Genomic DNA, 14,068 nt, shown 5'->3' with positions numbered 1-14,068 from the left:
AAAATCTCTTTAAACCATACTAGTGTCGTCTTGCCGTAGATATCATAGGTATAGGTAACTGACTTCGTCAGTCTTATTCACAACCTCAAAACCGTGTTTTGAGCTGACTTCGTCAGTCTTATCTACAATCTCAAAGCAGTGCTTTGAGCAACCTGCGGCTAGTTTCCTAGTTTGCTCTTTGATTTTCATTGAGTATAAGAAAAAATCAGTCCCCTAAAGGAGTAGATTATGAAGTTATTGTCTATCGCCATCCCTAGCTATAATGCCGCAGCCTATCTTCATTACTGTGTGGAGTCGCTAGTGATTGGTGGTGAGCAAGTTGAGATTTTGATTATCAATGACGGGTCCCAGGACCAGACTCAGGAAATAGCTGAGCGTTTAGCCAGCAAGTATCCTAGCATCGTTAGAGCTATTTATCAGGAAAATAAAGGCCATGGCGGTGCGGTCAATCGTGGCTTGGCGGAGGCTTCTGGGCGCTATTTTAAAGTAGTTGACAGTGATGACTGGGTGGATCCTCGTGCTTACCTAAAAATTCTTGAAACCTTGCAGGAACTAGAGAACGAGGGGCAGGAAGTGGATGCCTTTGTGACTAATTTTGTCTATGAAAAGGAAGGCCAGTCTCGTAAGAAGAGTATGAGTTACGAGTCGGTCTTGCCTGTCCAGCAGATTTTTGGCTGGGACCAGGTTGGAAATTTCTCAAAAGGCCAGTATATTATGATGCACTCGCTGATTTACCGGACAGATTTGTTGCGAGCGAGCCAGTTCCAACTGCCTGAGCATACTTTTTATGTCGATAATCTCTTTGTCTTTACCCCCCTTCAGCAGGTCAAGACCATGTACTATCTACCTGTTGATTTCTATCGTTATTTGATTGGGCGTGAAGACCAGTCTGTCAATGAGCAAGTGATGATTAAGCGCATTGACCAGCAACTCAAGGTCAATCGACTCTTGGTAGACCAGCTTGATTTATCTAAAGTAAGCCACCCCAAAATGCGAGAATATCTGCTGAATCACATTGAGATTACGACGGTGATTTCCAGTGCCCTGCTCAACCGAGCTGGAACAGCGGAACATCTGGCAAAAAAACGTGAGCTGTGGACTTATATTCAACAGGAAAATCCAGAGGTCTTTCAAGCTATTCGTAAGACTATGTTGAGCCGTTTGACCAAACATTCAGTCTTGCCAGCTCGCAAACTTTCCAATGTCGTCTATCAAATCACCAAATCTGTTTATGGATTTAATTAATATAAGTATTTTATAAGAGGGATTTAAGAAAAATTTTAACTTTTTCTTAATCCTTTTTAATTTTAGGAGATTATACTAGAGTCATCAAATAAAGAAAAACTCTAAGGAGAATCCTATGAAATTCAATCCAAATCAAAGATATACTCGTTGGTCTATTCGCCGTCTTAGTGTCGGTGTTGCCTCAGTTGTTGTGGCTAGTGGCTTCTTTGTCCTAGTTGGTCAGCCAAGTTCTGTACGTGCCGATGGGCTCAATCCAACCCCTGCTCAAGTAGCGCCAGATGCGACTTCGGTGAGTGAAAAGAGCGACTTATCAGCAGAACTTCTTAAAGAAGCAGTCGATACAGCTCTTCCTTCAGAACAGGCAGATTCAACACCTAAAGCAAGCTTGGATACTGCAAGCTCTCCAGAAAAAGCAGATGCAGGTGCTAAAGAGCCAGTAGTAGCACCAAAAGAAGAAGCGCAAGCAAAACCAGAATCTAAGAAACAAACAGAAGATGCGGTTAAACCTGTGGACAGTCCTGCAGCTACAGTTTCTGGACAAGACCGTGAAGCAAGTGAAGCTCAACCAGCAACCACTCCAGCTGAAGTGCAAAAAGGCGTGGCCGACAACACTAAAGACACAGTAGACGTTCCAGCTACTTACCTAGACAAAGCCAACTTCCCAGGCCCATTCACAGCTGGTGTTAACCAAGTCATTCCATACGAATTCTTCGCTGGTGATGGTATGTTGACTCGTCTTATCTTGAAAGCCTCAGACAAGGCTCCATGGTCAGACAACGGTTCAGCTAAAAACCCCGCTCTCCCACCAGTAGAGAAATTGGGCAAAGGCCTTTACTTCTATGAAGTGGATTTGGCAGGTACTCGAGGCAAATCAGATAAGGAGCTGCTTGACCTTTTGAAACAAAACGGCACTCAAAGCTACAAAGCTACCATCAAAGTGTACGGTGCGAAGGATGGCAAGGCCGATTTGAGCAACCTCGTAGCGACAAAAGATTTGGATGTCAACTTGAATGGTTTGACTACTCCAGCTGAAGTTCAAAAAGGTGTGGCTGACAATACTAAAGATACGGTTGATGTTCCAGCTACTTACTTGGATAAGGCTAACTTCCCAGGCCCATTCACAGCCGGCGTCAATCAAGTCATTCCATATGAATTCTTCGCCGGAGACGGTATGTTAACCCGCCTTATCTTGAAAGCATCCGACAAGGCTCCATGGTCAGACAATGGTTCAGCTAAAAATCCAGCTCTTCCACCAGTAGAGAAATTGGGCAAAGGTCTTTACTTCTATGAAGTAGATTTGGCTGGCACTCAAGGTAAATCAGACAAAGAGCTTCTTGATCTCTTGAAACAAAACGGCACTCAAAGTTATAAAGCTACTATCAAGGTATACGGTGCTAAAGACGGCAAGGCAGATTTGAGTAATCTAGTAGCGACTAAGGATTTGGATGTCAACTTGAATGGTTTGACTACTCCAGCTGAAGTTCGAAAAGGTGTGGCAGACAATAATAAAGATACAGTAGACGTCCCAGCCACTTACTTGGATAAAGCCAACTTCCCAGGCCCATTCACAGCTGGCGTCAATCAAGTTATTCCATACGAATTCTTTGCTGGTGACGGTATGTTGACTCGCCTTATCTTGAAGGCTTCAGACAAGGCTCCATGGTCAGACAATGGTTCGGCTAAAAATCCCGCCCTTCCACCAGTAGAGAAATTGGGCAAAGGACTTTACTTCTACGAAGTAGATTTGGCCGGCACTCAAGGAAAATCAGATAAAGAACTTCTTGACCTCTTGAAACAAAACGGCACTCAAAGCTATAAAGCTACTATCAAGGTATACGGTGCTAAAGACGGTAAGGCTGATTTGAGCAATCTCGTAGCGACTAAAGATTTGGATGTCAACTTGAATGGCTTGACTACTCCAGCTGAAGTCCAAAAAGGCGTGGCTGATAACACTAAAGACACAGTAGACGTTCCAGCTACTTACCTAGACAAAGCCAACTTCCCAGGACCATTCACAGCCGGTGTCAACCAAGTTATTCCATACGAATTCTTCGCTGGTGATGGTATGTTGACTCGTCTTATCTTGAAGGCTTCAGACAAGGCTCCATGGTCAGATAACGGTTCAGCTAAAAATCCCGCTCTCCCACCAGTAGAAAAATTGGGGAAAGGCCTTTACTTCTATGAAGTAGACTTGGCCGGCACCCAAGGTAAATCTGACAAAGAGCTTCTTGACTTGTTGAAACAAAATGGTACACAAAGCTATAAAGCTACCATTAAAGTGTACGGTGCCAAAGATGGCAAGGCAGACTTGAGCAATCTTGTAGCGACTAAGGATTTGGATGTCAACTTGAATGGTTTGACTACTCCAGCTGAAGTTCGAAAAGGTGTGGCAGACAATACTAAAGACACAGTAGATGTCCCAGCTACTTACTTGGACAAAGCCAACTTCCCTGGCCCGTTCACAGCCGGTGTCAACCAAGTCATTCCGTATGAATTCTTTGCTGGTGACGGTATGTTAACCCGCCTTATCTTGAAGGCTTCAGATAAGGCTCCATGGTCAGACAACGGCTCAGCTAAAAATCCAGCCCTTCCACCAGTAGAAAAATTAGGTAAAGGCCTTTACTTCTACGAAGTAGATTTAGCAGGTACTCAAGGCAAATCAGATAAAGAGCTTCTTGACTTGTTGAAACAAAATGGAACTCACAGCTACAAGGCAACTATCAAGGTGTATGGTGCAAAAGACGGCAAGGCAGACTTGAGCAACCTCGTAGCGACTAAGGATTTGACAGTAAACTTGAATGGACATCAGTCTCTTACTCAGATGCAATCAGACTTCGTCCCATCTTCTAATGGTTCAGCTATGCCGGCTCCAATGATGAATAGTCATCAAGATGCATCTAATATGAACGCTCAAATGCCAAGTGCTCATCAAGATGAGATGAAATCTCAAATGCCAGCTGCTAGTCAGGATAAGATGATGCCTAACAAAGAGCAAGACAAAACCATGAATGCTAGCCAGCCAATAGCAACTTCAAGCATGAAACAAGATCAAGCTCCAGCAGCCTCAAGCAAAATGTCTGATGAAGGCAAGATGGCATCTAATAACAAGGTATCAAGTCCAATGATGGTTGCTCAAATGAAAGACCAAAAAGACATGCTTCCATATACTGGTGAAGCCCAAACATCAATGGCTACTATTGGATTCTTTGGATTAGCTTTGGCCGGACTTCTAGGTGGACTCGGTTTGAAAGCTAAAAAAGAGGAAAATGACTAGTCTAGCTACAGCCTTTCTATCTAGGATTTGAAAAATCCAGATATCGTTTAGAATGTTCGTAAAGAGATAAAAATAGTGTTATACTATTGTGGTATAGCACTGTTTTTTTCAAAGGAGAGACAGATGGGAAAGACAATTTTACTCGTTGACGACGAGGTAGAAATCACAGATATTCATCAACGTTATCTGGTTCAGGCAGGATATCAGGTTTTGGTGGCTCATGATGGAGTAGAGGCTTTAGAAATCTTCAAGCGAAAAGCGATTGATTTGATTATTACAGATATCATGATGCCTCGGATGGATGGTTATGACTTGATTAGTGAGGTTCAGTATCAATCTCCAGATCAGCCTTTTCTCTTTATCACGGCTAAGACTAGCGAGCAGGACAAGATTTATGGCCTGAGCTTAGGGGCAGATGACTTTATTGCCAAGCCCTTTAGTCCACGTGAGCTGGTTTTGCGTGTCCACAATATCTTGCGTCGCCTTCATCGTGGAGGTGAGACAGAAGTCGTCAGTCTCGGGGATTTACGGATGAATCACGGTAGTCATGAGGTCCAAGTCGGAGATGTGGCGCTTGATTTGACCGTCAAATCCTTCGAACTTCTATGGCTTTTAGTCAGCAATCCAGAGCGGGTTTTCTCTAAGACAGACCTCTATGAAAAGGTCTGGCAGGAAGACTATGTGGATGACACTAATACCTTGAATGTTCATATTCATGCTCTTCGACAGGAGTTGGCTAAACATGCTAGTGCAGAAACACCGACCATCAAAACCGTCTGGGGCTTGGGCTACAAAATTGAGAAAGCACGAGGTAGTCAATGAAATTAAAAAGTTATATTTTAGTGGGGTATATCATTTCAACACTCCTAACGATTATCGTGGTTTTTTGGGCTGTTCAAAAAATGCTGATTGAGAAAAGCGAGATTTACTTTCTGCTTGGAATGACCATCGTTGCCAGCCTTGTCGGTGCTGGGATTAGTCTCTTTCTCCTGTCGCCGGTCTTTACTTCATTGGGCAAACTTAAGGAACATGCCAAGCGGGTAGCGGACAAGGACTTTCCATCAAATCTGGAAGTTCAAGGACCTGTAGAATTCCAGCAATTAGGCCAAGCTTTCAATGAAATGTCCCATGATTTGCAGGCCACCTTTGATTCCTTGGAAGAAAGCGAACGAGAAAAGGGCTTGATGATTGCTCAACTTTCGCATGATATCAAGACCCCCATCACTTCAATCCAAGCGACGGTAGAAGGGATTTTGGATGGGGTTATCAAGGAAGGAGAACAGGAGCATTATCTAGCAACCATTGGACGTCAGACTGAAAGACTCAATAAACTGGTTGAGGAGTTGAATTTTTTGACCCTAAACACAGCTAGAAATCAGGTCGAAACGACCAGCAAGGACAGTATTTTTCTGGACCAGCTCTTGATTGAGTGCATGAGTGAATTTCAATTCTTGATTGAGCAGGAGGAGCGAGATGTTCATTTACAGGTAATCCCAGAGTCTGCCCGGATTGAGGGAGATTATGCCAAGCTTTCTCGCATCTTGGTAAATCTGGTCAATAACGCTTTTAAATACTCAGCTCCAGGAACCAAGCTGGAAGTGGTAGCTAAGCTGGAAAATAACCAGCTTTCAATCAGTGTGACCGATGAGGGGCAGGGAATTGCCCCAGAGGACTTGGAGAATATTTTCAAACGCCTTTATCGTGTCGAAACTTCGCGTAACATGAAAACAGGTGGTCATGGCTTAGGGCTTGCGATTGCGCGTGAATTGGCCCATCAATTGGGTGGGGAAATCACAGTCAGCAGCCAGTACGGTCTAGGAAGCACCTTTACCCTCCTTCTCAATCTCTCTGGCAGTGAAAATAAAGCTTAAAACCCCTTTACAAATCTAGCCATTCATGGTAGAATGGATTTTGTGCGAAATATCAGCAGGAAAGCATGAAGCTCGTCAACAGGTGTCTTATGACAAGTAACCTTGGCTGTTTAGGCGAAGGGCATCTGCACGAATCAGGGCTTTCTAAGTGACTATTTCCACCGAAATATTATTTATATCAGGAGGACATTTACATGTCACGTTATACAGGACCATCTTGGAAACAAGCTCGTCGCCTTGGCCTTTCACTTACAGGTACAGGTAAAGAATTGGCACGTCGTAACTACGTACCAGGACAACACGGACCAAACAACCGTTCTAAATTGTCAGAATACGGTTTGCAATTGGCTGAAAAACAAAAACTTCGTTTCACTTACGGTGTAGGTGAAAAACAATTCCGTAACTTGTTCGTACAAGCTACAAAAATCAAAGGCGGAATCCTAGGTTTCAACTTCATGCTTCTTTTGGAACGTCGTTTGGATAACGTTGTTTACCGTCTTGGTCTTGCGACTACTCGTCGTCAAGCTCGTCAATTCGTAAACCACGGTCACATCCTTGTTGACGGAAAACGCGTTGATATCCCATCATACCGCGTAACTCCAGGTCAAGTGATCTCAGTTCGTGAGAAATCATTGAAAGTTCCAGCTATCCTTGAAGCAGTAGAAGCTACTCTTGGACGTCCAGCATTCGTATCATTCGATGCTGAAAAATTGGAAGGTTCATTGACTCGCTTGCCAGAACGCGATGAAATCAATCCAGAAATCAACGAAGCACTTGTCGTTGAATTCTACAACAAGATGTTGTAATATTTTATTGAATAAGATAGGCTTTAGAGCCTTGATATTAAGCACTTTGGGACGCTCTCCCTTAGTGCTTTTTTACATTTTACAATAGCTTTTAAGCATACAGCTATAAGTATCTATACGCGACTAGACCTGTATAGTTTAAAGTGATATAATAGTCTAAAAGGAGGTACTACTATGAATGTTTTAGAAAAAAACACACAGGTAAACTTTAAGACTAACAGAGACTTGTTAGAGAAAGCTAAAGCTATTATCACAGCGCAAAATCTTGATATGACAGCTAGTTTTAACTTGTTTTTAGAACACATTGTAGAAAATAAAGCCTTGCCATTTGAAACTCAAGTAGATAAAGAAAGAGAAGAACTTCTATCAGGGTTGCGTGCTGAAATTGCCCGTAGCTTTGACGATTTAGAACATGGAAGAACTTACAGCCTTGATGAAGTGAGGGCTAACCTTGGAATTTAACGAGAACGTATATAGCCTTATTATCTCCGAAACGGTACAAGAACAGCTAAGAGGTATTAAAGATTATATCTCAGCTAACTACTTTTCAGAACAGGCAGGAGCAAACACAGTTAAGAATATTCTTTATGGTTTGAAGCGGCTTGAAGTTTTTCCAGAAGCAGGATTTGATGCTGATGAAAGAGTAGGAGTTATTATATACCCACCCCACAAAACTCGATGCATCATTTTAGGCGATTACCTAGCCTTCTATCATATTTTAGAGGACAGAAAAGCTGTCTTTGTATCAGATATTATTCATAGCAAACAGGATTACATTCGCTTGTTCAAGAAAAAATAGTGCATATTATTGAACTGTGTTTTGGATTCTCTAAAATACTAGACAAGATGAAATTTCTAGTTCTAGCATTTCAATAGATACAAATAAATAGAGAAAAGCAAAAAAAGACTTAGTCTTTATTTAAAATATATTAGAAATAATATGAAAATCTTTTTATAAAAATATTATATTCAATAATACTGACACAATAGAAATTGAGAAGAGATGGTATTCTTCGTTTTTATATTTCAGGTTCTCACAATATGAAAAATCGATGGTATAATAAGATTAGACGGATTATTTATTGAGGTAATAGCGATGAAATATTTTAAATTAATCAATGGTGGAACTTATCATATTGATGAGTTTGAAGAGAGAACAAATAAAGAATCACTATATTATCAAAATGGCAGTAAGTACGCATTGTGTCCAACTTGTGGTTCTTCGATTCAACTTATCGGGGGGGAAAATAATAATACGCGAAATAGAGCTGGAAGATATTATGCGGCACATACAAAAAATCCTATAGAAGGACTGCCATACGACATAGGAAGAAAAAGTAATTGTGCAAATTATGAAGGAAATCAAGATAATTGGCAGGGTATTTATCAAAGGAGACAAGGGCTTCCTGAAAATGAAGAATTATCTAGATTTATAGACAATAATAAGTCAGATATTGCTAAAAAAGTTGGTGACTTAATTGGATTTTATGGAATCAAATGCAATGGGGAGCCAAGTGCTATTTTTAACCGATTATTAAATTCTTTCAAAGAAAACGGAGGATTATGTATTTCACCAGAACAATTTGCACCTGAATATATTCCTAGAATGATTATCGAAAGAGCTGAGCCAGTTATTTGCTGGGGTTCAATTCCTCATGAAGAAATACGCAATCGTATCCTACAACATCCACTGTTACAAGATTCAATTGATGGGAGACAATTTAAACCAAATATTGAAACAAGGCTTGTTTGTGTTTTAAATAATGGAAACGCTCCTACTCAAATCCAAATCAGATTATTGTTTGAAGATAGGGAATTGAACTTAAAACAAGTAAATGCTAAAATTTAGTGCAACGAAAGATAAAAAAGAGGAGCCTCGTAATGAAGCTCCTCTTGTTTTTAATTGTCCGAATCAATATTCTTATTTCAAAAAAAGGTAGTGAAAAAGGTAGTCATTCGAACGATTTCCCTTGCAATATAGTGAAATTAACAAAAAGAAAAAACGCTTGAATCAGCGTTTTTCTTCTGTATTGATTCGTATTGAATGCTTACTTAACTTCTGTAAACACAACGTGTTTGCGAAGTTTTGGTGAGTATTTCTTCAATTGAAGACGGTCTGGAGTGTTACGTTTGTTTTTAGAAGTAAGGTACAAGCGTTCACCAGATTCTTTGTGTTCAAGTGTAATATTTACGCGCATGGTATCTCCCTTCTATTATTCAGCTGATGCAGCTTTAGCGATTTTACGTCCTTTGTAGTATCCTTTAAGTGATACACGGTGAGAACGTGAGTAGTCTCCAGTAGTTTCGTCAAAGTTTACAGATGGAGCTGTTACTTTGTAGTGTGTACGACGTTTGTTTTTCTTCGCTTTTGAAGTGCGACGTGCAGGTACTGCCATTTTGATTTCTCCTTTAGGTATTTATATTCGATTCAATCTACTGATTTTCATCAACCATACTAGGATAACACATTTTTTTTGTAAAGTAAAGTTACTTGACAAAAAAAGATGAAAAAATTCTCCCATCCGACCCAGCAGACAGGAGAAAATGCTAAATATCAATCTCAAATGGTTTGTCAATAGTTTCTGAGACGTATTTTCCGTCTTTCTTCCGTTGCTTGACACATTCTGTGAGGAGATATTCGATTTGCCCATTGACTGAACGAAAGTCGTCTTCTGCCCATGATGCGAGTGCAGCGTATAACTTTGTTGAGAGTCGAAGGGGGATCTGCTTTTTTTTAGCTTCAGCCATCTTTAGTAAAGACTTCCTGTGTTGACAATTGGTTGTGCATCATGATTGCCACAGAGTACGACAAGGAGATTTGAAACCATGGCAGCTTTTCGTTCTTCGTCAAGCTCTACCAATTCCCCTCCATTGAGTCGCTCTAGTGCCATTTCAACCATTCCTATTAATTGATGAGTCTGGGACAAAAGTCTAACCTTAAATATAAAAAGCGAACAAAACAAGTTATCTGACACTCAGAATTCTGTCTTGTTCGCTTTTTTGTCTAACCTATCGATTTTAAAAATTTATAATAAAGAATTCCTAAAACCAAAATCTTTTTGTCCCAGACTCATCAAAAGTCACTAAAAAGTTTCAGCCCAATAATTACTTGTAGGAGGTGAGATTATATTGTGCTGAAATACTCTTTTATTCTTATAACTTTTACACTATAATGTAGTTAGAAAGGAAGAGAAATGTTTGATTATAGAGCACTAGTTATTTTGATGACTTTGATGGATCATTGTGAGCTATCATTATATGAATTATCTGTTAAGGTGAGCTTACCTATAAAGGAAGTCAAAGAAGGAATAGATTATTTAGTGCCTTATCTAGCTAATAAAGGGATAGTGCTGGATAAAAAACAAGGTCGCTATAGTTTATCAAATCGTACGAAGCAGTCTTTGACAGATATTATTAAGTCGGATGAATTGGTTTTACCAAAGTCGACTCGCTTAGCATTAATCTATCTTTACACTTTTTGCCGATTAGATTTTATATCGAATAATCATTACCAAGACTTTTTGAAAGTAAGTAAGAATACAACCTTATCTGATATTCAATCATTAAGAAAGATTATGTTAGATAATGATTTGGAGCTAGGGTACAGTAGAGCAAAAGGTTATACTTTACACGGTTCAGAGTGGAATAAGCACCGTTTAGCTTTTCAAATGGTTAGTGAGTTGCTGGAATCCTCCATAGGGATTTGGGGTTTGGATTATGTTTTATCCAGTTGGGGGTATTCATTAACTTATGATTTGATTGATCAGGTGGTTAAAGATTATTATGAAAAGTTACAGATAGTACCTATTGTTAATCAATTAAAAGTTTGCCTTTTCGGTTTAGTATTCATTCTGTGTAGGTATCAAAGAGATGTTGAAAGAGTATGTCTTTCAGAGACATTAGTATCTCCTGTTATTCAAGATATAACGACTATTTTATTGGATACAGTGGTTGATTTGGGAATTATAGATACGGTGTTTTCTGAGGATGATTATCGCTATATCACAGTTTTATTATCAAGTTGCTTTGAAGGTGAAGTAGATGTTGCTCCGGTTTACTTTAATCAATTAACAGAGGCTATTATAAGTAGAATGGAAGATATTTCTTTGTTACATTTTAAACAAAGAGAAGTATTGAGAGAAAATCTTCGTCGCCACCTTATACCGGCTTACTATAGATTAAAGTTCGGCTTACCTAGTTCAAATGAATATGTGTTGCATGTTAAAGAACAGTATCCTGATTTATTTGAACTAGTAAAAGATTCTTTGACTCCCTTGATGGACGCTATTGACAATCCCATACCTGATAGTGAAACAGCATATTTTGTTATCCATTTCGGAGGTTATTTAAAGAAAGCAGATACTTTGCCTCAAAAATGTTATAAGGCAGCAATTATTTGTCCTAATGGAATTAGTTCTTCATTGATGATAAAAGAGAATCTATTAGCATTATTCCCTCAAATTGAGTTTATAGGAACCTCAAAGATTGATGATTTATATGCGAAAACTAGTAGTGACTATGATATGGTTTTTTCTACTATAAAGGTGGATACAGAGAAGCCAAATTATCTAGTTTCTGTTATGATGACGGAAGAACAAACAACACAGTTAGTTGAATTGGTATCAAAAGATTTCCCAGATACAGGTTATCGAGATATTGAACTTAATCAGATAATTAGCATAGTAAGACGATATAGTGTAATCACACAAGAATTAGAGTTAAAATTAGCATTAAAGAGGTATCTCTATCAAGATATGAACAGAAAGGAAGTGTTACCATTGTTAGAAGAATTAATTACAAAAGAAACTTATCAGGTTAGTTCGGAAAAATTAGGATGGAAGGAGGCAATTCGTTTAGCAGCTAAACCACTTTTGGATCAAGATAAGATAACTGAGAACTACCCTGAGGCAATGATTCAAAAAGTAGAAGAGTTTGGGCCTTTTATTAATTTAGGGAAGGGAGTAGCAATTCCTCACGCTCGTCCAGATGAGGGTGTGAATGAAATAGGAATGTCAATGTTAGTTTTGGAAGAACCGATTTATTTATTGGATAATCCAGAACAAGAGGTAAGATTGTTGATTTGTATTGCAGCCATTGATAATGAGAGTCATTTAAAGGCTTTGTCACATTTAACAACAATTTTAAGAGATAAAAATCATGTTCAAACTTTAATATCATCAAAAAACTATGATGACATTGAAATGATAATTAAACAGGAGGATTAGATAATGTTAAAAATTGGTACAGCTTGTGGTTCAGGATTAGGTTCAAGTTTTATGGTACAGATGAATATTGAATCTGTATTGAGTGATTTGAATGTTTCAGATGTAGAAGTTGAACACTATGATTTAGGTGGAGCAGATCCAAATGCAGCTGATATTTGGATTGTTGGTCGTGATCTAGCTGATTCAGCTAGTCATCTTGGAGATGTTCGTATCTTAAATAGTATTATTGATATGGACGAGCTACGAGAATTAATTACTAAAATTTGTGAAGAAAAAGAACTTATATAGGAGGCTAGCGTCATGATGAAGTTCATATTGGATATTGTTAGTACACCAGCTATTTTAGTAGCTTTAATTGCAATCTTAGGATTAGTGCTTCAGAAGAAGAAATTACCTGATATTATTAAAGGCGGAATTAAGACCTTTGTTGGTTTCTTAGTTGTATCTGGTGGTGCAGGAATTGTGCAAAATTCTTTAAATCCATTTGGTACCATGTTTGAGCATGCTTTTCATTTATCTGGAGTTGTACCAAATAATGAAGCAATTGTAGCTGTAGCTTTAACAACATATGGCTCAGCTACTGCAATGATTATGTTTGCAGGTATGGTATTCAATATCTTAATTGCTCGTTTTACTCGATTCAAATATATCTTTTTAACAGGGCACCACACTCTATATATGGCGTGTATGATTGCGGTCATTTTATCAGTTGCTGGCTTTACAAGTTTGCCTCTTATCTTACTAGGTGGATTAGCGCTCGGTATTATTATGAGTATTTCCCCAGCATTTGTGCAAAAATATATGGTTCAATTAACTGGAAATGACAAGGTGGCTTTAGGTCATTTCAGTTCTTTGGGATATTGGTTGAGTGGTTTTACTGGTAGCCTTATCGGTGACAAATCAAAATCAACAGAGGACATTAAATTTCCAAAGAGTTTAGCTTTTTTACGTGATAGTACTGTTAGCATTACTTTATCCATGGCAGTTATTTACATTATTGTAGCTATCTTTGCAGGGTCAGAATATATAGAAAAAGAAATCAGTAGTGGTACAAGTGGTCTAGTTTATGCTTTACAATTAGCAGGTCAATTTGCAGCAGGGGTATTTGTTATTTTAGCAGGTGTTCGCCTTATTTTGGGTGAAATTGTTCCAGCCTTTAAAGGTATTTCAGAGCGTCTTGTACCTAATTCAAAACCTGCTTTGGATTGTCCGATTGTTTATACTTATGCACCCAATGCAGTTCTAATTGGATTTATCTCTAGTTTTGTTGGTGGTTTAGTGAGTATGGCAATTATGATTGCTTCAGGAACGGTTGTTATTTTACCAGGTGTTGTGCCTCATTTCTTCTGCGGAGCGACTGCAGGTGTCATCGGTAATGCATCTGGTGGTGTTCGTGGAGCCACTATTGGAGCATTTTTACAAGGTATTTTAATTAGTTTTCTTCCAGTCTTTTTAATGCCGGTTTTGGGAGGACTTGGTTTCCAAGGTTCAACTTTCTCAGATGCAGATTTTGGTCTATCAGGAATTATTTTAGGAATGTTGAATCAATTTGGCTCACAAGCAGGCATTGTTATTGGTCTTGTTCTTATTCTAGCAGTTATGTTTGGAGTATCCTTTATTAAAAAGCCATCTGCAAAGGAGGAATAA

General features: G+C 39.0%; 15 protein-coding genes. 11 read left to right on the top strand and 4 right to left on the bottom strand.

Features of this window, described 5'->3' with window-relative positions; all coding sequences use genetic code 11:
- Positions 1-228 precede the first annotated feature (228 nt).
- The 8 genes from KV696_RS07580 to KV696_RS07545 all read left to right on the top strand — a co-directional run bounded on the left by KV696_RS07580 (position 229) and on the right by KV696_RS07545 (position 9,045).
- Positions 229-1,245, top strand: a complete 1,017-nt coding sequence (locus tag KV696_RS07580; protein WP_033675714.1) for a glycosyltransferase family 2 protein — start codon at positions 229-231, stop codon at positions 1,243-1,245.
- Positions 1,246-1,360: 115 nt separating this feature from the next.
- On the top strand, positions 1,361-4,519 hold the full coding sequence (locus tag KV696_RS07575) for an SSURE domain-containing protein (RefSeq protein ID WP_219967281.1): 3,159 nt from the start codon (positions 1,361-1,363) through the stop codon (positions 4,517-4,519).
- Between the two features lie 123 nt (positions 4,520-4,642).
- Entirely contained in the window at positions 4,643-5,341 is a 699-nt protein-coding gene (locus KV696_RS07570; RefSeq protein WP_000520648.1) for a response regulator transcription factor, read from the top strand.
- Positions 5,338-6,390 carry a HAMP domain-containing sensor histidine kinase gene (locus KV696_RS07565; protein ID WP_000769765.1) on the top strand — a complete coding sequence of 351 codons (1,053 nt, stop codon included), beginning with the start codon at positions 5,338-5,340 and terminating at the stop codon, positions 6,388-6,390. Before KV696_RS07570 ends, KV696_RS07565 begins: the two co-directional genes overlap by 4 nt.
- Positions 6,391-6,584: 194 nt before the next feature.
- A complete protein-coding gene (gene rpsD, locus KV696_RS07560) occupies positions 6,585-7,196 on the top strand; it encodes a 30S ribosomal protein S4 (RefSeq protein WP_000092756.1) in 612 nt (203 codons plus the stop codon).
- A gap of 174 nt (positions 7,197-7,370) precedes the next feature.
- Complete coding sequence (gene relB / locus KV696_RS07555) at positions 7,371-7,658, top strand: type II toxin-antitoxin system RelB/ParD family antitoxin (RefSeq protein ID WP_001101478.1); 288 nt, start codon at positions 7,371-7,373, stop codon at positions 7,656-7,658.
- Positions 7,648-7,995, top strand: coding sequence for a type II toxin-antitoxin system RelE/ParE family toxin (locus tag KV696_RS07550; RefSeq protein WP_216731299.1), 348 nt, complete (start codon positions 7,648-7,650; stop codon positions 7,993-7,995). Before relB ends, KV696_RS07550 begins: the two co-directional genes overlap by 11 nt.
- 297 nt (positions 7,996-8,292) lie before the next feature.
- Positions 8,293-9,045, top strand: coding sequence for a hypothetical protein (locus KV696_RS07545; RefSeq protein WP_023944035.1), 753 nt, complete (start codon positions 8,293-8,295; stop codon positions 9,043-9,045).
- A 199-nt stretch (positions 9,046-9,244) separates the two neighbouring features.
- Here the strand turns inward: KV696_RS07545 and rpmG are convergent, their stop codons facing one another.
- From rpmG to KV696_RS10080, 4 genes are all read right to left on the bottom strand, one after another.
- The gene (gene rpmG / locus KV696_RS07540; RefSeq protein ID WP_001265622.1) at positions 9,245-9,394 is read right to left on the bottom strand and encodes a 50S ribosomal protein L33; all 150 of its coding nucleotides are present in this window, start codon (positions 9,392-9,394) and stop codon (positions 9,245-9,247) included.
- A gap of 15 nt (positions 9,395-9,409) precedes the next feature.
- Positions 9,410-9,592 carry a 50S ribosomal protein L32 gene (gene rpmF, locus KV696_RS07535; RefSeq protein WP_000290417.1) on the bottom strand — a complete coding sequence of 61 codons (183 nt, stop codon included), beginning with the start codon at positions 9,590-9,592 and terminating at the stop codon, positions 9,410-9,412.
- A 151-nt stretch (positions 9,593-9,743) separates the two neighbouring features.
- Positions 9,744-9,944, bottom strand: coding sequence for a type II toxin-antitoxin system antitoxin (locus tag KV696_RS07530; protein WP_219967280.1), 201 nt, complete (start codon positions 9,942-9,944; stop codon positions 9,744-9,746).
- A gap of 2 nt (positions 9,945-9,946) precedes the next feature.
- A complete protein-coding gene (locus tag KV696_RS10080; RefSeq protein WP_258318589.1) occupies positions 9,947-10,087 on the bottom strand; it encodes a hypothetical protein in 141 nt (46 codons plus the stop codon).
- A 303-nt stretch (positions 10,088-10,390) separates the two neighbouring features.
- Here KV696_RS10080 and KV696_RS07520 point away from each other — a divergent pair, with 303 nt between their 5' ends.
- From KV696_RS07520 to KV696_RS07510, 3 genes are read left to right on the top strand one after another with little or no spacing between them, the layout of a single operon-like run.
- Positions 10,391-12,421, top strand: coding sequence for a BglG family transcription antiterminator (locus KV696_RS07520; protein ID WP_219967278.1), 2,031 nt, complete (start codon positions 10,391-10,393; stop codon positions 12,419-12,421).
- A gap of 3 nt (positions 12,422-12,424) precedes the next feature.
- The gene (locus KV696_RS07515; protein WP_000912473.1) at positions 12,425-12,709 is read left to right on the top strand and encodes a PTS sugar transporter subunit IIB; all 285 of its coding nucleotides are present in this window, start codon (positions 12,425-12,427) and stop codon (positions 12,707-12,709) included.
- A gap of 12 nt (positions 12,710-12,721) precedes the next feature.
- Entirely contained in the window at positions 12,722-14,068 is a 1,347-nt protein-coding gene (locus tag KV696_RS07510) for a PTS ascorbate transporter subunit IIC (RefSeq protein WP_000975299.1), read from the top strand.

Source organism: Streptococcus humanilactis, from assembly GCF_019448275.1.
In the GTDB taxonomy this organism is placed as follows: domain Bacteria; phylum Bacillota; class Bacilli; order Lactobacillales; family Streptococcaceae; genus Streptococcus; species Streptococcus humanilactis.
This window is presented reverse-complemented; position numbering and strand designations above follow the sequence as displayed.